The sequence below is a fragment of the Planktothricoides raciborskii GIHE-MW2 genome (assembly GCF_040564635.1).
In the GTDB taxonomy this organism is placed as follows: domain Bacteria; phylum Cyanobacteriota; class Cyanobacteriia; order Cyanobacteriales; family Laspinemataceae; genus Planktothricoides; species Planktothricoides raciborskii.
This window is the reverse complement of sequence record NZ_CP159837.1, coordinates 3,036,654-3,056,452: the sequence shown is the minus strand read 5'-3', so window position 1 is coordinate 3,056,452 and position 19,799 is coordinate 3,036,654. Positions and strand designations below refer to the sequence as shown.

Below are 19,799 nucleotides of genomic sequence, written 5' to 3'. Positions count from 1 at the left end.
GCACCACAGTCGGTCGATTATGGGAATGCTTTTGCCCAGGGAATTGTTGGGTCTTGTGCTAACTGCAAGGATACGGCAAAAGCACCGTAGCGGTTGAGATGACTGGGGTCAGCAAAATTCCCATGTTCTGCGGGCCATTGATTACCGAGGTCGCGGAAAATAAATCCTCTCTGTTGAGAAAGGGCAACCATCATCTGCCGAAATTGCTGTTCGGAGGATTGCCGGATCGGATCGGCTAAATAGTCTTGGTTTAAAGGCAGGTTGACGAAGACAAAGGGAATGCCTTGGGCTTTGGTGTAGGTAATCAGGGATGATAATGCGGCTTTTTGTACTCCTTCTAGGGTGAAGTTGCTATAGTCACCGTCGTAGCGACCGGGAACTCTAGGAAAATTCTGATAATAAGTGGTGGGATCGTAGCGGTTGGTGATGGGGAAAAAGCCGGTGGGTTGCATTTGATTGGGGGACTGTTGGGCGATCGCGGTTTCTAAGGTGGGCATTGGTGGGGGTTCAAACCCCGGAAACCAAATAGCCCGTTCTCTTTGTCGGTGATAGTTCTCGGTGACAACGGTACTGACGGCGTTAAACCAGTGGTTTACGGCTTGGTATCCTGTACTCAAAACATTGCCAGAATCCTGGCGATTCATAGCAAGATTGACATACTCTCTCGATCGGTCTGTGGGTTGTCCCCCCCCGTTGGCAAAGAAGGGTTGCGGTGGGACAGAATTGGCTAAAGGGTTGATGCCACTGAGCAACATTTTATAGCCCTGGGAAGCAGCGATCGCCTCATAAGTGCGATCGACCCGACCACTATTAAATGCCCTGACTCCATCAGCAAAGATAATCAAACGGGGCAACTGATTCTGAGGCAAAATTTTCCGCACCACCAGATCGATGACTTGGGCTGTGGCACCATTGACACTAAAGTTATAAATTTTTAAGCCCGGATAGCCTTGATGGGCTAACCCTTGCTGCAAGGCGATCGGATCGACTCCTTGAAGTGCTCTGGAACTGCCCACAATCAGGATATCCGGCGGCCCAGATGTGGCTAACATTTGCTGGTAGAACAGTAATTGTTCATTTAATCGCTGACTGTTAAAACTGGGGTAAGCTGGTGTTGAGGCATTTCGGGCAATCGTTTCTCCCGGCAATGTCGCGATAGTTTGTGCCTTAGCTGGTGTTGTTTCCCAGAGTAGCCCGGAAAAAATTCCCAACAGAATCGGTAATATGGGCAATTGGTTCATAAGGCTAAAAAATTTTGTGATTTCCTTGTCTTTAAATAATCGGGGCATTGTTTTAAATACAGGTTTCGATGCAGGTTTGGATGCAGGTTTGGATGATAAGTAGAGATAGATGATTTTCGTCCAGATTGACAGATATTGGTCAATATAATTTCCCAGGGATGGCCAGAAATTACCGCAAACTCCTCCAAATTATCTGAAATTAAGATAATTTACGCGAAATTAAGATAATTTACGCGAAATTAAGATAATTTACGCGGAATTAAGATAATTTACGCGAAATTAAGATAATTTACTCAAAATTCGGATAATTTACGCGAAATTCGGATAATTTACTCAAAATTCGGATAATTTACTCAAAATTCGGATAATTTACTCAAAATTCGGATAATTTACTCAAAATTCGGATAATTTACGCGAAATTCGGATAATTTACTCAAAATTCGGATAATTTACGCTAAATTCGGATAATTTACTCAAAATTCGGATAATTTACTCAAAATTCGGATAATTTACTCAAAATTCGGATAATTTACGCGAAATTAGGATAATTTACGCGAAATTAGGATAATTTACGCGAAATTAGGATAATTTACGCGATACGCGAAATTACGGTCAGCCATCGCGGTGAAATAAGCCCCCAACCCCCCTCGCCAGTTGGGAAAAAAAATGTCAAGCTGGTAAAGCAAGGGACTCAGATAGAATGGAGGCGCCATCGCCCAGGCCAAGCAAAAGTCTGAGCCACAGCGGAATTGCTGAAGCAAAGACCGATATCTATGGCAACATCAGAAATTTTGCGGCAGTCAAACACCATGCCCCGATGATGTTGTTTTCGGAAAAGAGTAAACATACGTTCTATTCATCAATGATAACTGTGTGTTTATTCACCTCCGATGAAGAAAATTTTTGGAGCCTATTAATTATGCCCACACTCTACGTTAATTCATCCACAGGCAACGATGCTAATAATGGTAGCCAAGTAGCACCTTTCAAAACGATCACCCAGGCGGTGAAAAAAGCGTCAGCCGGTGATATCGTGCAACTGGCCTCCGGCAGCTATACGGAGACAAGCGGCGAAAAGTTTCCCCTGACCATTCCCGATCAGGTGACATTATTGGGCAATGAATCCACGAAAGGGAGTGGAATTGCGATCGCTGGTGGGGGACAATATATTAGTCCGGTGATGGCCAGTCAAAGTGTAACGATTTTGTTGGTCAATGGGGCGCATTTGCGAGGAGTTACCGTGACGAATAAATCAACTCGCGGGACAGCAGTTTGGATTGAAAATGGCGCACCGAAAATTAGCAACTGTAGCTTGATTGACTCTAACCGGGAAGGGGTGTTTGTCGCTGGCAGCGCCAAGCCAATTGTGGAAAAAAGCGTATTTAGAAATAACACCGGCAATGGGATTTCTTTGATTGGTAATGCCAAAGGAGAAATCCGCGAGAATGTCTTGGAAAAAACCGGGTATGGGATTAATCTGTCCGATCAATCTGCCCCGCTAATCGTCGGCAACCGGATGGCAGAAAATCGCACGGGGGTGATTCTTCAAGGTGAATCTCGTCCGGTGTTGCGGCAAAATACGATTGAAAAAAATACTGATGTGGGGATGATTGCGATCGCTAAGGCAAAACCGGATCTGGGGACTAGCAGCGATCCGGGAAACAATATTTTTAGTAATAATGGCAGCTACGATCTGGAAAGTATCAGTTCGGAAATTATTATTTCTGTCGGCAATAATTTGCAGCCAACACGGGTCAAAGGTCAAGTGGAATTTCAGACTGCTGCGGTGCCATTGCCAGAACCCGCACCCACACCCACACCCACTCCCACTCCCACTCCCGCACCCACACCCACACCCACACCCACACCCGCACCCACACCCACACCCACTCCCACACCCACACCCACACCCACTCCCACTCCCACTCCCACTCCCACTCCAAGCGGGTTAACGGATATTGCGAATCACTGGGCAGGGGCGTTTATTCAGGGGATGGTGCAAAAATCTATGATTACGGGTTTTCCCGATGGGACGTTTAAGCCCGATGAGGGTTTAACTCGTGCTCAGTATGCGGCTATTTTGGCTAAGGCTTTTAATCGTAGTTTGATCCGGGAAGCAACGAATTTCCGGGATGTGGCGGCGACTTTTTGGGCGAAAGATGCGATCGCGAAAGCCAATCGTATGGGCTTTTTGTCCGGTTTCCCCGATGGCACTTTCCGACCCAATGATAAGTTAACCCGCGTGCAAGCATTGGTGGCATTAATTAATGGTTTGGGTTTAGTGGGCGGTAACTTGAATAATCTGGGATATTATCGCGATCGCGCCCAAATTCCCAGCTATGCCACCGATGAAATTGCCACTGCCACAGAAAAACAAATTGTGGTCAACTATCCCAACTTAACTCAACTCAACCCCATGCGGGAGATTACCCGGGCTGAAGTGGCGGCAATTGTTTACCAAGCCTTAGTTTCCCAAGGACAAGCCAGCGCCATTAACTCCAGTTATATTGTCAAAACCACCAGCATATTGCCCAGCTTGTTCAGTGATGTCAGGGGTCACTGGGCGGAACCGTTTATTATGGGTTTGTACAACAAAGGTTTAATCAACGGCTTACCCGATGGCACCTTCAACCCCGATGGTCTGATGACGCGGGTCAACTATGCTGCCTTAATTGCCAAAGCAATCAACCCGCCGGAAAAACGAGCCGGAGTTAACTTCCCGGATGTGCCACCGGATTTCTGGGGTTATGCAGCGATTCAAAAAGCCTACAAAGCGGGATTTCTTTCGGGTTTTCCTGACTATAGTTTCCGCCCCAATCAAAATATCCAACGAGTTCAAGTTTTGCTTTCTTTGGTAAATGGATTGGGTTTATCTGGGGGTGATGCTTCGGCCTTGAACAAATACACCGATAAAAATAGCATCCCAAATTATGCTCAAGGAATTGTGGCCACAGCAACCGTTAAAAGTTTAGTGGTAAATTATCCTAACAAAACGGAATTAAATCCTAATCGCGATGCTACTCGCGCTGAAGTTGCGGCAATGGTGTGTCAAGCTTTGGTTAATTCTGGCATTCTCACGGCGGTGAATTCTAACTATATTGTTTCCGCCTAGTTGCCAGGGGTCAAAAACCGGGTTTTTTATGGATGTGAAAGCTAATTTTCTCAGGAAAAAAGGTAAAAACCCGGTTTCTTTGATGACTGCCTCAAAATTTTTTCTTTTTAGCTTTTTGCGATGTTCTTCGTTGCGAACCTATTTGTTCAGCTTATAGAATTAAGTCACCTGTAACCCCAGTTCTTAAGTCGTCACTTTTCTGATAAAATGTTAAGCTGGTTAAACCAAGTGTTCAGAGAGGCTTGATTTGATCGGTTCAAGGTGAGGCAAAACTTGTCTAAGCTACAGCCGAATTGCTGAAAAAAAATCTATATATTGTCAAAGATTCGGATGATCGCGGCAGTCGAACATCATGCCACGATGAGATAGCGATCGAGATAGCGATCGCCAAATCGGAGATCGCACTTGTGATTCTTCTGATTCATCCTGTTTACTGAACACCGCCAATGAAGAAAATCTGAAGAAAATTTTTGGAGCAACTTAATTATGTCTACAACTAATTCATCCACGGGCAAAGATTCTGATGATAATAATCAAGAAATTTCCTCTGATGAGTTAACGGAAAATCCGGTTTCCCCATCAGAACCAACAGCCACCGAGGAACCCACACCATCCCCAGACGAACCACTACAAGAACCAGCCGCCGATGAGTTGACCGATAATGTCACCGGGGAGCCGGTTGCTTTAGCGGAACCGACACCCAGCCCGACTCCAGACCCATCAGAGGAAGAACCAGCCTCAGATGAGTTGGGGGATGATGTCACCGGGGAGCCGGTTGCTTCAGGGGAACCAAAAGCTACTGAGGAACCCACCCCATCCCCAGAAGCGGTGATACCGTCAGCAGAACCTTCGGCAGAAGATGAGTTGATTGATGATGTCACCGGCTCCCCGGTTGCTTCAGAGGAACCAAAAGCCACTGAGGAACCCACCCCATCCCCAGAAGCGGTGATACCGTCAGCAGAACCTTCGGCAGAAGATGAGTTGATTGATGATGTCACCGGCTCCCCGGTTGCTTCAGAGGAACCAAAAGCCACTGAGGAACCCACCCCATCCCCAGAAGCGGTGATACCGTCAGCAGAACCTTCGGCAGAAGATGAGTTGATTGATGATGTCACCGGCTCCCCGGTTGCTTCAGAGGAACCAAAAGCCACTGAGGAACCCACCCCATCCCCAGAAGCGGTGATACCGTCAGCAGAACCTTCGGCAGAAGATGAGTTGATTGATGATGTGACCGGCTCCCCGGTTGCTTCAGAGGAACCAAAAGCCACTGAGGAACCCACCCCATCCCCAGAAGCGGTGATACCGTCAGCAGAACCTTCGGCAGAAGATGAGTTGATTGATGATGTCACCGGCTCCCCGGTTGCTTCAGAGGAACCAAAAGCCACTGAGGAACCCACCCCATCCCCAGAAGCGGTGATACCGTTACCAGAACTTTCCCCTGATAATTTGACGGATGATGAGGGTTCGGCATTAGAACCTACACCAACTCCATCCCCAACTCCATCCCCAACTCCATCCCCAGAACAACCGCTACCGTTACCGCAACCTTCTGGGATTACGTTGACGGATATTGCGAATCACTGGGCATCGGCATTTATTCAGGGGATGGTGGAAAAATCTATCCTTACGGGTTTCCCGGATAGTACATTTAAGCCTGATGAAAGCTTAACTCGCGCTCAGTATGCGGCTATTTTGGCTAAGGCTTTTAACCGCAGCGATATCCGGGAAGCTACAAATTTCCGGGATGTGGCGGCGACGTTTTGGGCGAAAGATGCGATCGCGAAAGCCAATCGTATGGGCTTTTTGTCCGGTTTCCCCGATGGTACTTTCCGACCCAACGAGAAGTTAACCCGCGTTCAAGCATTGGTGGCATTGATTAATGGTTTGGGTTTAGTGGGCGGTAACTTGAATATCCTGGGATACTATGGCGATCGCGCCCAAATTCCCGGCTATGCTACCGATGAAATTGCTACTGCCACGGAAAAACAAATCATCGTCAATTATCCCAACTTAACCCAGCTTAATCCTATGCGGGAGATTACCCGGGCTGAAGTGGCGGCAATTGTTTACCAAGCCCTTGCTTCCCAAGGAGAAGTCAGCGTCATTAACTCCAGCTACATTGTCAAAACCACCAGCGTAGTATCCCACCCATTGAGCGATATCAATGGTCACTGGGCAGAACCGTTTATTATGGGTCTGTACAATAATGGTTTAATTAACGGCTTGCCTGATGGTAGCTTTAACCCCGATGGCTTGATGACGCGATCGCAATATGCTTCCTTAATTGCCAAAGCGATTAACCCACCGGAAAAACGAGCAGGCATCAACTTCCCGGATGTGCCGCCAGATTTCTGGGGTTATGCGGCGATTCAAAAAGCCTATAAAGCGGAATTTATTTCTGGTTTTACCGATTATAGTTTCCGTCCCAATCAAAATATTCAACGAGTTCAAGTGTTGGTTTCTTTAGTGAATGGATTGGGTTTATCTGGGGGTGATATTTCAGCATTGAAGCAATATAGCGATAACAATGCTATCCCGGATTATGCGAAATCTGCGGTGGCGACGGCAACGGTCAAAGGTTTAGTGGTGAATTATCCCAACAAAGCCGAATTAAATCCTAATCGCGACGCTACTCGCGCTGAAGTTGCGGCAATTGTGTATCAAGCTTTGGTTAATTCTGGGGTTTTGACTGCGGTGAATTCTAATTATATTGTCTCCGCATAAGTAGGTGGGCAGAAATAAATGCACCACAGACCATATCAGAAGAAAAACTGTCATTCCCGCGAAGGCGGGAATCCAAGGATTTACGGTGGGGAACGAAAAGTGCAATTAATTATGTTTACCTACTTAATTGCCCAGTTTGTGTGAAAAACCATTAAATAAACCCGATTTCTGATTGATTAATCAGGTAGGCGATCGCTTACCTGATTTTTTGTGAAATATTCCCCGCTAAAAAATATGCTATGGCCAAGAATAGGGATTGAAGCTGATATCGAATAGGTAAAGATTTCAGAAATAACGACTGATTGCGGAGATTCGATAATAAATTAGCTAAAATATTCACATAAAGCGATCGCGACGAGAGGTCTAGCATTATGACTCAAGCTGTCGAAAGAGTAACCGAGGTAGCGATCGAGCAACCTCAAGAACAAGTACAGCAGTCAACCGAACATCTCTTAACCTTCCAAGAATACCTCGCGTATGAGGGAGAACCGGATGTTCTCTATGAATTATTCAGGGGGAAACTCATACCGATGCCAGCACCAACTTTATATCACGCGAAAATTTGCGAATTTTTAGTTTACAAATTACAGCGCTACTTTGCCGACCAAAATTTAGCTTTGGTAGCCAAAACTACTGTGGGCGTAAGAACCGAGGAAAATTCATCCCGAATTCCTGATGCGATTGTTTGCCAGGAAAGTCTTTGGGAGCAAATTAGCGATCGTCCCGGTGCTGGGGTATTAGATTTTGCGGAAAAGCCGATTTTAGTGGTAGAAATTGTCAGCAGTAATCGCCGGGATGATTATATCATTAAACGTAACGAATACGAGGCAGCAGAAATTTCCGAATATTGGATTGTAGACCCCCAAAAAAAACGAGTGAGAGTGTTTGCCACTACTCAGGAAGAAGGATATAGTGGGGTTGATTTCAGCGAAGATAGTTCCATAGTTTCCGGTCAGTTTGACCAGCTTGATTTATCGGTGCAAGAATTGCTTAATCCGCCGGTGGTGGAGCAATTAATTAAGCAGGAACAAGCGAAAATCAAAACTCTGGAACAAGAAGCTGAAACGGAACGCCAACGGGCGGAAACCGAACACCAACGGGCGGAAACCGAACGCCAACGGGCGGAAACTGAATGCCAACGGGCGGACAATGAACGCCAACGGGCGGAAAAATTAGCCCAGCGGTTACGAGAAATGGGAATCAATCCAGAGGAAATCGATTAAACTTATCGATTAAACTCACTAAATAACAGCGATCGCCTCCTACTAATTTAACAAGATTATTGGGGGCGATCGCGCCGAATAATAATTTAATAATAATCGCGACGAGAGGTCTAAAATTATGACTCAAGCTGTCGAAAGAGTAACCGAGGTAGCGATTCAGCAACCTCAAGCACAAGTACAGGGGTCAACCGAACATCTCTTAACCTTCCAAGAATACCTCGCGTATGAGGGAGAACCGGATGTTCTTTATGAATTATTCAGGGGGAAACTCATACCGATGCCCGCACAAAGTCACTTACATACCAATATTTGCAAATTTCTGATTTACAAGTTACAGCGCTACTTTGCTGAGAAAAACTTGAATTTAGTGGCCAACTCTTTAGGGACGGGGGTCCGCACCGCCGAAAATTCATCGCGAATTCCTGATGTAGTAGTTTGTAGCCAAAGTGTTTGGGCAGAAGTGATTTCGCGTCCGGGCGCTGGGGTTTTAGATTTTGCGGAAAAGCCGATTTTAGTGGTAGAAATTGTCAGCAGTAATCGCCGGGATGATTATGTGAGTAAACGTTATGAATATGAAATGGCAGAAATTCCCGAATATTGGATCGTAGACCCCCAAAAGAAACGAGTGAGAGTGTTGGCTAATGCAACCAATGAAGAAGGATATAGCTGGGTTGATTTTAGCGAAGATAGTTCCATAGTTTCGGAGCAGTTTGACCAGCTTAATTTATCGGTGCAACAATTGCTGAATCCGCCAGTTGTTGAGCAATTAATTAAGGAGGAACAAGCGAAAATCAAAACTCTGGAACAAGAAGCTGAAACGGAACGCCAACGGGCGGACAATGAACGCCAACGGGCGGAAAAATTAGCCCAGCGGTTACGAGAAATGGGAATCAATCCAGAGGAAATCGATTAAACTTATCGATTAAACTCATCAATCAAACAGCGATCGCCCTTATATGGCATTTTTAGAAGAGGGGCGATCGCGATCGTAACCCTGAGATTTTAGCATTTACAAACCCTCACACTGTTCGGGCTTTACTGCCGCGATTGACGGTCGATTGAGGGGCGATGCTTCGGCGCTTATTTTGTATGCTTATTTTGTATAACTATATGGGATTCCTGGTTATACTGAGGATGCGATCGCGTAAGTCCTTAGTATCAGAAAGGCTATATAATTTTAGAATATTCCCAACTCTTTAGGTTATCCTTAAACATCATGGACACCATTCGTTTAAAAACTCAGGTCAACGCCGATGGATCGGTGCAACTGCAACTTCACGATCTTCCCCCAAATCAAGATATAGAGATCCTCTTGGTTTATCAAGCGATAGAAAAAGTCAATCCCCCAGAACGGACTGAACAAGAAGATCCGCTCATCGGACTTTTTTCTGGGGATTCAGAGATATTGACTGGCTCAAACTGCTAAAATATCCAGAAACTCACCAGAAGTTACAATAGGAATCGTAACTTTTTCTTTAATGTCCAGGATATCCGCATCTCCTGAAATAATAAAATCAGCATTGACTGACCTGGCACAAGCAATAATTTGGTCATCGTCTGGGTCTGAAATCACAATTTTTTTAACTTCTCCAACCTCCACCACTTCCACCCATTCAATAAAACGATTAACCACTTGTTGCGGACTCACATTTAATATAGCTAATCTCTTGGAAAACTTAGGACGCTTTAAAACATCTAACAACTCCTCTAGTATCGCTTCAGAAGTGTAAACGGTAATTGTTCCCGATCGCATTAATTCCAAAATCTGAAAAGGCTTTCCTCGCCAAAAAAGACCAGAAATCACTGTATTCGTATCTAAAACGACTCGCATATTTTTATTTTTGTCGTTTTTCCCGCTTATATGCTCGAATTTCTTCCTCAATTTCTGCTTCAGAAATTGGCTCAACTTCATTGATTTCTGCAAGGCGATCGGCTATGGCAAAAAAAGATAAATCCTGTGACCGTTCGTTTCCTGATTCTGATTTATTTTTTTCCTCAAAAACAGGTTTTTTTACCCTTTTTAGGATAATCGTATCTTCCTCTTCCCATAGCACAAATTCATCTCCGGACTGCAACCGAGAACGAATTGCGATCGGCAATTCTAACTGCCCATCTATTGTTACTTGAATCACGGTTTTTGATGTCATAGTTCCCATGACTCCTTACTTAAATCCCAACTTAAATATTATAACATTTCCTCTAACTCTGTCAAATCTGGCAAATTTCCCTAAAATCACCTTGGGCGGATCGCCGGGATTTCACCATTTACAAACCCTCACACTGTTCGGCCTTTATCTTACTGCCATAATTGGCGATCGCGAATTAATCAACCACAGACAAAATACATAATGTAGAGGCGAGAAAGCGAATCGTCTCTACATTATGGCGTGGTTTACTCGTGAGTATGTTGTATCACTCCGAGTCAGCTTATTGAGGAGTTGGGAAATTTACCATGAAAGCGCTAAAAGTCTGGTAGATAGAAAAAAACAATAGCGGAATCAAAGATTCCGCTATTGTCGCCGACCACCAATGGTTTATTGGGTTGCGGTATCCGTGGCTGATGCCTTATTTTGAGATGGATTGAGTTACGAGCGCTCGCAAATTTCTGGGTTTTGTTCTTTTAGATATTGTTGATAAACGGGGTTTAGCTGAAATAATCTTTGTTTTTCCCGTTGGATATCCGCCAAAAATAACCGTCGTCTTAGAGATTTCACGCCATTTAATAAGTCGGAATCCGCTAAATTAAGTTTTTGGCCAAGTTGCGGTAAACTGACTGGCGCATCAAGCGCTGTAAACTCAATCATAATCGCCTGTTCTTGTGGGGTTAATCGCTGCCATTGTCGCTGGATTGCTGCTTTCAAAGCGTCGCAAATAATCAAGCTTTTATATTCTAGGAAATCAGCAACATTCCCGGCAAATAAGTCCTGAATCATCATCGCAGTCATCTCTAACCAAAGAGGATTACCTTGGTAGAGATTAATTAGCTTTTCCCACTGGTTTTCATCGGATAATTCATATTGTTTTAATATTTTTTTCGCGGCAATGCCTAAACCACCTAATAATAAAGAGCGAACTGAGCGATCGCCTTTTTTCAACTGGGTAAATTCTTGGAGTTGTTCAGCACTTATTAATAGGAAACAACTGGAGTGTTCTATTTCAGCAATTCGTTTAAAAAATAGCGGATAATTTTCCAGAGATGGTTGATATTCCCCAGCCAATTTTCCTGGGCTAAACAGCATTTGCACGTCATCCAGAATAATCAAGCATCGATGCGGGCGGAGATATTTGAAGATTTGGGAAATTTTGCTTTCAAGCTGTTGGGGAATTTCTGTGGGTTTACCGAAATTTTCTAGCAGGTTGGTGAGGGTAGTTTCTAAGGTGGGAGAAAAGCAAAGGGTTTGATAGATAATATAGTCAAAATTGGTCTTGATTTGGTCAATTAGCCCAAGAGATAGCGCGGTTTTACCGATGCCACTCATGCCCAAAAGTTCCACAATCCGGCAACGGTCTTGTACTATCCAATGTTCTAGGGTGTTCAGTTCGGTGGTTCGACTGTAGCAAGTAAGAATCGCCGGTGCATCATCTAAGTTTATCTGGGGTTCAGTTGGGGTGTCTGGGGAGGGTTGGGAAGATGTGGGCGATCGGGCTTTTGTCACCTCTGGATGATAGCGATCGCTGCAAAAATTAAGATTATTACTATTGACAATATAATTATTACTATTGGAAAAAAAACCTCGTTGTACCAGCGTTCTAAAATTAGACTGACTAACAGGTTCTCCTAAAACATCTGACAGCAGTTTCCATAACTTCCAAGCAGCTTTTCTGATATGATCGTTACTAAAATTATATGTCTCAGCTATTTGGGGATATTTCTGACCGCGTGAAGTAGCTTCTAATATAGAGATTTGAAGAGAATCAAGACGTTTTCCTGTTTTGGCAAATATGCGATCGTCGATCCATTTTATCGATTCAGAAATCTCCATAAGTCTAGCTTTAGTCATACTTGGGTCAAACACAGTAGGAAGCATCCCGATGCTTGTAGGGATGCGGCCAACACAGTACCAATTTACCACACTTTTTCACTTTTGGGGAACTAAATACCACTTTTTCCCATTAATTCCCATTAAACCCAAAACCCAATCACTGAAAAACTTCCCATTAAATCCCATTGCCCAGTACCTCAATCTTTGATTCCCTAGATTTAGGTCTGAGCAAATCGGCCTAAAACCCAAGCTATCCGTCAATAAATTTATTATGATCGCGCTTATGGAACAGGCAGGTAAAATTCATTCGAGGCGAAGTGATGAACAAATTTTGCAAAATGGCAACCTTACTAAATCCAGTTGCGATGAGTGCTGCACTGATGGCGATCGCTCCTTTGGGGTTGGCTCAAGATTTTCCCATTACCAGCATATTTAGCATGGGTGTTGGTAGCGAATATCATGGTGGTGCCGCTGAGTTAATTGTCCCTGATACAGATACGACCACCCCAGCTTATGGGAATAATAGCCGATTACGTCGGTATGAACTCCATCTTGCCAAAATGTTTGAGGTGACGATTTGGGAATGTAGAGGTTCTCGTGAAGGGTTTATCTTTTGGGAATACAAAGCAGGAAATGGGTCGATAGATATGGGAGTATTTGAGATTACTTGTGCGTTAGCTGACGATATTCGTCAAGCTTACGGTTTGGGGAGAGCAGAATCGACTACAATTACAAGACCCGGCCCTCGCTTAACAGGTAGAGTCACGAATACCGTAAGCGTTCCTATTTTAAAAATTGAAGGAAATAAAATAGACAAGTGGCTTGATTTTGTAGAAGGCTTTCAAGCAGTTCGTTAATTGTCCGATGTATTACGGAGTATATTCATCCCGGAAAATATGAAAATTCCTGAAGTTACGTCAAAAAAAATATGCTATCTATATAGTGGCTTGTTTCTGACAAGCTTAATCATATTCAATCTGGGCTTTACGGTTATATTAAAAGCTCAAGAACTCTTTTCTGTAAAAATCAAGTTTACAGATGTTTATGGTAATTTTGCCGAGCTAATTGTTTCCGATCCAGATGTAAATTATCCGCTCCAAGAAGGCAGCTTAATGCAAAAACGAGATAGGCATATTGCGAAAATGTTTGAAGTAATGCTTTTAGAATGTGGTGATAACAGGTCTTCTAGCTTGGCTGTTACTTGGCGATACAAAGCCGATCAAGGTAAGCTGGATTTAGGAGGCTATATTATTTCTTGTGAAACAGTGCATAATGCTAAAGAAATTTATGGTTTAGGCTTACCGGAAGCAACATTAATTACCCGAATGAGAGCATCAGGACAATTGCCAGTTAATCAAATTGTCAATATACCCACTCTCAAATTTGACACTTCCGCAAAAATTAATCGATGGTTAAGCTTTACCAATCAATTTGAACCTGTATTAAGACCCAGAAATAATTAGAAATCAAACCAATCAATATCTTTTGTGCAAAGGTCAGATGAATATGAAAAAAATATTAGAACAAGTTTTGGCTGTGATTAGTGCTATTTTTGGCGCTGTTATTTTCTTAATTGGACTGGGGATGGCGAGTCAAAGCTTTTCAGTAGGCATTATCTTCATGGTAATAGGTCTAATATTTATTCCCCAGTTTAATGATTTTTTAGCCAATAGAATAAACTTAAAGCTAACTGTAAAAATCAAGATAGTATTGTTTATTATTGGATTTATTGCCGCCAGCTTATTAGCTTCAAATCAAACACCAGAGCCTTCTAATAATATTAGCTCTACAGGTTCCACCTTCCAGAATGATCTAGCTAACCCAGTTGAGGGGACGAGTAACGAGCAAGAGCCTAAAGTAACCAGTATTTCAACTGCCGACTTCACATTGTCTAACGTCAAGATCAAACCTTATGAAGGCGACACGAGGCAAGCAGACGTGGCTGGAAAGCTATGGGTTGTCTATGCGGATATTAAAAACAATTCCAAGGAGACAAAGGTGCCACAACATAGTATGTCGATTGAAGTCAAGGATTCTGAAGGCAATACTTATAAGACAGCAGATGTTATGGTTACATTCAATCAATCGCTCAATGAATCTTTTGACGGACAGAAGGTTGTTAAATTCACTGACGGAATTTTGCCTGGTTCAACGCGTAAAAATGTCCAAGTAGGTATTTTTGATGTGTCGGAGGGGGCAAAAGAGTTACAACTGTGTGCTGGTGGACTTTTTTCAGCAACCACATGCATATCTGGGTCGTAGCTATGAAAGATCGACTTTACCTGTAACAATAGCGGCATCAAAGATTCCGCTATTGTTTTTTCTATCTACCAGATTTTTGTATTTTTCATGGTAAATTTCCCAACTCCTCAATAAGCTGACTCGGAGTGATAATTCTAGAATTCGCCACGGGAAAATCTTGGGGATTCCGAGTCACAATTGCATTCAATTGATTTGCGATCGCAGTTCCATACTGAATGGCATCTTCAAAATCTCTAAACTGATCGGCATTTAAAGCGATGTCAATCGCCGCATCATTAACTGTAGCCACCTGGCAGAGCGTTCTGATTCGTCTTAAAAAATCAAGAGTTAACTCTCGCCCTTTCTGTTTCCGAATAATGTAGTAAATATCGCTAATAGTGGAAGCAGAAAGATAGCCTGAAATCCGTTTTTGGTAAACCCGCGATATAACTTGGACACTTTCAGGATAAAAGGGTTGTCGTTCTAAGGCCAGATCAACAATGATATTGGTATCTATGAGAACTTTCACAAGTTATATTTCTCCTTCAAATAGTCCCACTTGGCTTGGTCATCATCAAAATCTGGGGGGGCAGGTTCGGTCAACTCTAGCCATTCTTTTAAGATGGGAACGCTGCATTCAACTTGCCGATCGGGTTTTGTCATATCCATTTCAATTTTTGATGCAGACGTATCCACAGATTCTATTGACTGTAGACGCACCTCTACTTCCCCTGGTGGCAGTTGAATGGGTTCTTTAATAATTAAATTTCCAAATCGGTCAACGGTTCCCTTGAGTTTATAGACTTGCATAGGAAGATTCTGGATTTTTATTATAGTATAGAGCATTTCTCAATCTGGATTAGGGGTGCGATCGCCCTTTTCCCCAAAGCGCGATATGCCGGATTTTCTGGCAGATAAAACAACCTGTAGGGGCAAAGCATTTCCGCAGTAAATCTTTGGTTTGAACTGATAAGTTATCGGCGGAAATGCTTCGCCCTTGCATGGGGATGAGTTCGTAGCGATCGCTTTAATATTTGACTGAGACGATCGATAGTAGGGGCAACCATCGCCTTGAGGAATTGCCCCTACTACCGGAGAACAATTTTTAAAATAAAGTCTCTATCTTTCGTAAACTGAGTCTTTTTGCAGCTATTCTCCCAGCTATGCCACCGATGAAATTGCTACTGCCACGGAAAAACAAATCATCGTCAACTATCCCAACTTAATCCAGCTTATATGCGGGAGATTACCCGGGCTGAAGTGGCGGCAATTGTTTACCCGGCCTAGGTTTCCCAAGGAGAAGTTAGCGTCATTAACTCCAGCTACATCTGAAGTGGCGGCAATTGTGTATCAAGCTTTGGTTAATTCTGGGGTTTTGACTGCGGTGAATTCTAATTATATTGTCTCCGCATAATTGCCCCGTTTGTGTGAGTATTCAAAAAACCGGGTAACTTCGACGAAACCGGGTTTTTGAAGAAACCCGATTTTTTATTGATTAATCAGGTAGGCGATCGCTTACCTGATTTTTTGTGAAATATTCCCCGCTAAAAAATCTCATATTGCCAACAATAGCGATTAAAGCTGATATCGAAGAGGTAACGATTTCAGAAATAACGACTGATTGCGGAGAGTCCATAATAAATTAGCTAAAATATTCAGAGAAAGCGATCGCGACGAGAGGTCTAGCATTATGACTCAAGCTGTCGAAAGAGTAACCGAGGTGGCGATCGAGCAACCTCAAGAACAAGCACAGCCGTCAACCGAACATCTCTTAACCTTCCAAGAATACCTCGCGTATGAGGGAGAACCGGATGTTCTTTATGAATTATTCAGGGGGAAACTCATACCGATGCCAGCACAAAGTCACTTACATACCAATATTTGCAAATTTTTGATTTACAAGTTACAGCGCTACTTTGCTGAGAAAAACTTGAATTTAGTCGCCAACTCTTTAGGGACGGGCGTTCGCACCGCCGAAAATTCATCGCGAATTCCTGATGTAGTAATCTGTAGCCAAAGTGTTTGGCAAGAAGTGATTTCACGTCCGGGTGCTGGGGTATTAGATTTTGCGGAAAAGCCGATTTTAGTAGTCGAAATTGTCAGCAGTAATCGCCGGGATGATTATATCATTAAACGGAGCGAATACGAACTGGCAGAAATTCCCGAATATTGGATTGTAGACCCCCAAAAGAAACGAGTGAGAGTGTTTGCCACTACTCAGGAAGAAGGATATATTGGGGTTGATTTTAGCGAAGATAGTTCGATAGTTTCGGAGCAGTTTGACCAGCTTAATTTATCGGTGCAAGAATTGCTTAATCCGCCGGTGGTGGAGCAATTAATTAAGCAGGAACAAGCGAAAATCAAAACTCTGGAAACTCGCAATGAAAAATTAGCCCAGCGGTTACGAGCAATGGGAATCAATCCAGAGGAAATCGATTAAACTTATCGATTAAACTCACTAAATAACAGCGATCGCCTCCTATTAGTTTAACAAGATTATTTGGGGCGATCGCGATCTTAACCCTGAGATTTCACCATTTACAAACCCTCACATCGGCCTTTACCTGACTGCCATAATTGGCGATCGCGAATTAATCAACCACAGACAAAATACATAATGTAGAGGCGAGAAAGCGAATCGTCTCTACATTATGGCGTGGTTTACTCGTGAGTATGTTGTATCACTCCGAGTCAGCTTATTGAGGAGTTGGGAAATTTACCATGAAAGCGCTAAAAGTCTGGTAGATAGAAAAAAACAATAGCGGAATCAAAGATTCCGCTATTGTTACAGGCAAATTCTATCTTTGTTTAGTCTTTAGAAACTAAAGACTATTTAGAATCCTTTGATTTTTGAACTGCTGTTTCAAAAGAATCTGCTTCTGACAATTCTATTTCAGAAGAATTGGCTTCTAGTTATTCTGTTTACAGTTTGCAATTAGGATTCCGCGATTCGATCGCTTCTATGGTTATTTCCGGGCAGGTGACATTGTTTGCATGACCGGGTTGTTTTTTGTAAAATTTGATCGGCAAGAACACTGTTTCATAGCTACTATCAGGATACTCTAGTTTTACTGGCACCTTTAACTCAATTTCATCGGGTGCGGTACTCAGGCTGGTTAAATCTAAAGCGATTAAACTCTGATTATGTTTCCACATACTATCAGTGGCATAGTCAATCACCATCCCAAGCGGACCCCCCAGGAGTATGTTCCCCCAAAACCAACCGTTGATTTTGCGATCGATGTAAATTTCTTCAGAACGGTAGTTTTCGGTTTCTACGGTTAATCTGTAGTCAGTGCTTCGATCTAATTCGACTTTAAACGGAGTAACCAACTTTTTTTCACTGCCATTTTCTACGCCCACAAGAGTAACATCAACATTGGCTGGATTGGTTTCCATTTCTAACCATGATGGTCCGCTGACGATTGAAGCACAGCCAACTAATAAGGCAGATGAGATAGCGGTTAATTTAGATCCAATTTTCAGTTTCATTGTCAATTTCCTTTCAGAATAGATAGATATGTCTTGAAAGTCAAGCTTTACTCGGTCATCGCACAATTTTTGCCATTGAGATCACCAACTTCACCGGCGATTTAAAATGTAAAGGTGGTTCTCACTGTTCCCAAAAAGATATCTTTGTTATCGGCATCTTGGTTGGGGGATAGCAGCCAAATAAATCCAGGAGTTAGGGAGATATTCTCCGTCATTTGTAATTTGTAAAATCCTTCTACATGAAACGGCGGATCTTGCTCAAATTCTTGATTGAAATTGTCAAGATTAGTCAGATAAGGTTGGATGCCGATCGCCAAACCCGCAAGGTTGCCCGGTTTGCCTAAATCCGGTAAGCCCACAAGTAAGGCGCCGTTCCAAATATCCCCGTCCAAATCGCGATCGCGCAGGTTCACTTTTGTGTAACCAAGCCAACCATTAATTTGCAATTTGGGAGCGACTGCTAAGGCAAATTGGAATCCCAAAGAATCGCTATTGGTGGCACTGGTTGCTCCCACGCGGTTGGCAACACTGGTTCCGGCAAAAGGCAGGGTTCCACTATCTAAATGACCGCCCCCATTATCAAACCCAAATCGTCCGGCACCAAAGTAAGCGTGGTTATAGGTAAAACCGACGCCAATTTTATTATTTGGTCGCCAAGTTAGTTGGGCTAAAGCGGAAAAATCTCCATTGAACAGACCATCACCGGAATTGGGCGTTGACCCTTCCCCTGCCAAGTAACCTAGGGTGAGTTGAAAATCATCATTTGGTGTAATATTGACCCCCAAACCGGCACCGCCACCGAGACGATAAATCGGGTTTTTTTGGGCAAACGCAGATAGAGAACCCCTGCCGCCATCAAAGTCTTCAAATAAGGGATTTAGGGTGGGGGCAAAGTCATCCCAAATGCCAGCATTGGCGGCAATGAATATCCTAGTTTTATCGCTGAGGGAAAATTGATATTGTAGGGTGTCTAAAGTAACTGTATTTTCGGTATCGCCAAAGACTTGATTGGTTGGGAAACCTTCGCTGGTACTGGTAAAAAATTCCACTCCTTTGTTGGTACTTTCTAGATTTAAAGGGCTGCTATTGCCCACTTGCAATCGCGTAATCAGCAGGTCTTGACCCGTAAAGCTGGTGTTAAAGTTGAGGCGGACGCGCTGTTGGAAGGCGGTTTGATTATTGTCGTTAGAACTAAAGGCATCGGTCAGGGTGAAAATGGCTTCGCCGGTGAGTTTGGTGGTGGTGGAAAATTGATTGGCTTCTAGTTCGGCAGTACGGATTTCTAAGGCATTGACTCGATTGCGTAATATTTCTAATTCGGCGGTAAATTCTTGTTGCAAACGCAGCAAGGTTTCGATGTCGTCTGAGTTGATGTCGGAACCGGCTTGTTGGATCAGAGCTTGGATGGTATTTAAACATTCGTTTAAACCGGCGGCAAATTCATAGCGAGTCATGGCTCGGTTGCCGCGATAGGTGCCATCTGGGTAGGCTAAGAGGCAATTGTAGCGTTGGGCAAGATTTTGTAGGGCGCTGTAAGCCCAGTCGGTGGGGCTAATGTCGCTGAGGTCGGTGACAAAGTTGATGCGATCGAGCGGTTCGGAGGAGTCGCCCAGTTGAGCCATTTCTGAGGCTAGGGTGGGATTTGAGACTAGCAGGTTGATTGCTAAAGCTGCGGGGACGGAGGCGACCCTGATGAGATTTGAGATCGGTTGAGACATTGGGATTTGTTTCCTCACACTACAATCAACGTTTGATTTGCGATACCGGGGTGACGGGCGATCGG

Annotated in this window: 18 protein-coding genes; 9 read left to right on the top strand and 9 right to left on the bottom strand. The window is 43.6% G+C overall.

Translation table 11 applies throughout. The features are described 5' to 3' along the window. Positions 1-17 precede the first annotated feature (17 nt). Positions 18-1,241 (bottom strand): hypothetical protein, encoded by a 1,224-nt coding sequence (locus tag ABWT76_RS12900; RefSeq protein WP_354636217.1) that lies wholly within the window; start codon positions 1,239-1,241, stop codon positions 18-20. 919 nt (positions 1,242-2,160) lie between these two features. Between ABWT76_RS12900 and ABWT76_RS12895 the strand changes: the two genes are divergently transcribed. Continuing rightward, positions 2,161-4,353: an S-layer homology domain-containing protein gene (locus ABWT76_RS12895; RefSeq protein WP_354636216.1), complete on the top strand. Its 2,193-nt coding sequence runs from the start codon at positions 2,161-2,163 to the stop codon at positions 4,351-4,353. Between the two features lie 318 nt (positions 4,354-4,671). On the opposite strand, the gene ABWT76_RS12890 is transcribed toward ABWT76_RS12895, so the two are convergent. Further along, a complete protein-coding gene (locus ABWT76_RS12890; RefSeq protein WP_255353216.1) occupies positions 4,672-4,794 on the bottom strand; it encodes a hypothetical protein in 123 nt (40 codons plus the stop codon). A gap of 45 nt (positions 4,795-4,839) precedes the next feature. On the opposite strand from ABWT76_RS12890, the gene ABWT76_RS12885 reads away from it, so the two are divergent. From ABWT76_RS12885 to ABWT76_RS12870, 4 genes are all read left to right on the top strand, one after another. Then, complete coding sequence (locus ABWT76_RS12885) at positions 4,840-7,077, top strand: S-layer homology domain-containing protein (RefSeq protein ID WP_354636215.1); 2,238 nt, start codon at positions 4,840-4,842, stop codon at positions 7,075-7,077. A gap of 371 nt (positions 7,078-7,448) precedes the next feature. After that, entirely contained in the window at positions 7,449-8,300 is an 852-nt protein-coding gene (locus ABWT76_RS12880) for a Uma2 family endonuclease (RefSeq protein WP_190880052.1), read from the top strand. Positions 8,301-8,418: 118 nt separating this feature from the next. Next, the gene (locus ABWT76_RS12875) at positions 8,419-9,213 is read left to right on the top strand and encodes a Uma2 family endonuclease (RefSeq protein WP_190880054.1); all 795 of its coding nucleotides are present in this window, start codon (positions 8,419-8,421) and stop codon (positions 9,211-9,213) included. Positions 9,214-9,516: 303 nt separating this feature from the next. After that, the gene (locus ABWT76_RS12870; RefSeq protein WP_054469988.1) at positions 9,517-9,726 is read left to right on the top strand and encodes a hypothetical protein; all 210 of its coding nucleotides are present in this window, start codon (positions 9,517-9,519) and stop codon (positions 9,724-9,726) included. Here the strand turns inward: ABWT76_RS12870 and ABWT76_RS12865 are convergent. The 3 genes from ABWT76_RS12865 to ABWT76_RS12855 form a co-directional block, all read right to left on the bottom strand. Then, positions 9,715-10,131 carry a putative toxin-antitoxin system toxin component, PIN family gene (locus ABWT76_RS12865; RefSeq protein ID WP_054469987.1) on the bottom strand — a complete coding sequence of 139 codons (417 nt, stop codon included), beginning with the start codon at positions 10,129-10,131 and terminating at the stop codon, positions 9,715-9,717. The two genes, ABWT76_RS12870 and ABWT76_RS12865, sit on opposite strands and share 12 nt — an antisense overlap. Positions 10,132-10,135: 4 nt before the next feature. Next, a complete protein-coding gene (locus ABWT76_RS12860) occupies positions 10,136-10,447 on the bottom strand; it encodes a hypothetical protein (RefSeq protein WP_190880056.1) in 312 nt (103 codons plus the stop codon). A gap of 438 nt (positions 10,448-10,885) precedes the next feature. Further along, positions 10,886-12,328: an NB-ARC domain-containing protein gene (locus ABWT76_RS12855; protein ID WP_354636214.1), complete on the bottom strand. Its 1,443-nt coding sequence runs from the start codon at positions 12,326-12,328 to the stop codon at positions 10,886-10,888. Between the two features lie 293 nt (positions 12,329-12,621). Between ABWT76_RS12855 and ABWT76_RS12850 the strand changes: the two genes are divergently transcribed. Genes ABWT76_RS12850 through ABWT76_RS12840 form a run of 3 tightly spaced genes read left to right on the top strand, consistent with a single transcriptional unit; the run spans position 12,622 to position 14,545 of the window. Then, positions 12,622-13,140 (top strand): hypothetical protein, encoded by a 519-nt coding sequence (locus ABWT76_RS12850; protein WP_190883203.1) that lies wholly within the window; start codon positions 12,622-12,624, stop codon positions 13,138-13,140. A gap of 39 nt (positions 13,141-13,179) precedes the next feature. Next, entirely contained in the window at positions 13,180-13,746 is a 567-nt protein-coding gene (locus ABWT76_RS12845; protein ID WP_190880922.1) for a hypothetical protein, read from the top strand. A 37-nt stretch (positions 13,747-13,783) separates the two neighbouring features. Then, the gene (locus tag ABWT76_RS12840) at positions 13,784-14,545 is read left to right on the top strand and encodes a hypothetical protein (RefSeq protein ID WP_190883205.1); all 762 of its coding nucleotides are present in this window, start codon (positions 13,784-13,786) and stop codon (positions 14,543-14,545) included. Between the two features lie 85 nt (positions 14,546-14,630). On the opposite strand, the gene ABWT76_RS12835 is transcribed toward ABWT76_RS12840, so the two are convergent. Both ABWT76_RS12835 and ABWT76_RS12830 read right to left on the bottom strand, forming a co-directional pair. Further along, entirely contained in the window at positions 14,631-15,053 is a 423-nt protein-coding gene (locus tag ABWT76_RS12835) for a putative toxin-antitoxin system toxin component, PIN family (RefSeq protein ID WP_190880918.1), read from the bottom strand. Beyond that, the gene (locus ABWT76_RS12830; RefSeq protein WP_190880916.1) at positions 15,050-15,334 is read right to left on the bottom strand and encodes a hypothetical protein; all 285 of its coding nucleotides are present in this window, start codon (positions 15,332-15,334) and stop codon (positions 15,050-15,052) included. Before ABWT76_RS12830 ends, ABWT76_RS12835 begins: the two co-directional genes overlap by 4 nt. A gap of 880 nt (positions 15,335-16,214) precedes the next feature. Here ABWT76_RS12830 and ABWT76_RS12825 point away from each other — a divergent pair. Beyond that, positions 16,215-16,964 (top strand): Uma2 family endonuclease, encoded by a 750-nt coding sequence (locus ABWT76_RS12825; RefSeq protein ID WP_354636213.1) that lies wholly within the window; start codon positions 16,215-16,217, stop codon positions 16,962-16,964. 482 nt (positions 16,965-17,446) lie between these two features. Here ABWT76_RS12825 and ABWT76_RS12820 read toward each other — a convergent pair whose 3' ends face one another. Both ABWT76_RS12820 and ABWT76_RS12815 read right to left on the bottom strand, forming a co-directional pair. Further along, positions 17,447-18,016, bottom strand: a complete 570-nt coding sequence (locus ABWT76_RS12820) for a hypothetical protein (protein WP_190880857.1) — start codon at positions 18,014-18,016, stop codon at positions 17,447-17,449. A gap of 101 nt (positions 18,017-18,117) precedes the next feature. Beyond that, complete coding sequence (locus ABWT76_RS12815; protein WP_190880855.1) at positions 18,118-19,734, bottom strand: iron uptake porin; 1,617 nt, start codon at positions 19,732-19,734, stop codon at positions 18,118-18,120. Positions 19,735-19,799 lie beyond the last annotated feature (65 nt).

Excerpts from the sequence above, each read along its gene's own strand:
- ABWT76_RS12845 (WP_190880922.1), top strand. The coding sequence starts at position 13,180 with ATGAAAATTCCTGAAGTTACGTCAAAAAAAATATGCTATCTATATAGT.
- ABWT76_RS12820 (WP_190880857.1), bottom strand. The coding sequence starts at position 18,016 with ATGAAACTGAAAATTGGATCTAAATTAACCGCTATCTCATCTGCCTTA.
- ABWT76_RS12850 (WP_190883203.1), top strand. The coding sequence starts at position 12,622 with ATGGCAACCTTACTAAATCCAGTTGCGATGAGTGCTGCACTGATGGCG.
- ABWT76_RS12860 (WP_190880056.1), bottom strand. The coding sequence starts at position 10,447 with ATGACATCAAAAACCGTGATTCAAGTAACAATAGATGGGCAGTTAGAA.
- ABWT76_RS12830 (WP_190880916.1), bottom strand. The coding sequence starts at position 15,334 with ATGCAAGTCTATAAACTCAAGGGAACCGTTGACCGATTTGGAAATTTA.
- ABWT76_RS12900 (WP_354636217.1), bottom strand. The coding sequence starts at position 1,241 with ATGAACCAATTGCCCATATTACCGATTCTGTTGGGAATTTTTTCCGGG.
- ABWT76_RS12865 (WP_054469987.1), bottom strand. The coding sequence starts at position 10,131 with ATGCGAGTCGTTTTAGATACGAATACAGTGATTTCTGGTCTTTTTTGG.
- ABWT76_RS12815 (WP_190880855.1), bottom strand. The coding sequence starts at position 19,734 with ATGTCTCAACCGATCTCAAATCTCATCAGGGTCGCCTCCGTCCCCGCA.
- ABWT76_RS12875 (WP_190880054.1), top strand. The coding sequence starts at position 8,419 with ATGACTCAAGCTGTCGAAAGAGTAACCGAGGTAGCGATTCAGCAACCT.
- ABWT76_RS12880 (WP_190880052.1), top strand. The coding sequence starts at position 7,449 with ATGACTCAAGCTGTCGAAAGAGTAACCGAGGTAGCGATCGAGCAACCT.
- ABWT76_RS12855 (WP_354636214.1), bottom strand. The coding sequence starts at position 12,328 with ATGCTTCCTACTGTGTTTGACCCAAGTATGACTAAAGCTAGACTTATG.
- ABWT76_RS12895 (WP_354636216.1), top strand. The coding sequence starts at position 2,161 with ATGCCCACACTCTACGTTAATTCATCCACAGGCAACGATGCTAATAAT.
- ABWT76_RS12870 (WP_054469988.1), top strand. The coding sequence starts at position 9,517 with ATGGACACCATTCGTTTAAAAACTCAGGTCAACGCCGATGGATCGGTG.
- ABWT76_RS12885 (WP_354636215.1), top strand. The coding sequence starts at position 4,840 with ATGTCTACAACTAATTCATCCACGGGCAAAGATTCTGATGATAATAAT.
- ABWT76_RS12840 (WP_190883205.1), top strand. The coding sequence starts at position 13,784 with ATGAATATGAAAAAAATATTAGAACAAGTTTTGGCTGTGATTAGTGCT.
- ABWT76_RS12825 (WP_354636213.1), top strand. The coding sequence starts at position 16,215 with ATGACTCAAGCTGTCGAAAGAGTAACCGAGGTGGCGATCGAGCAACCT.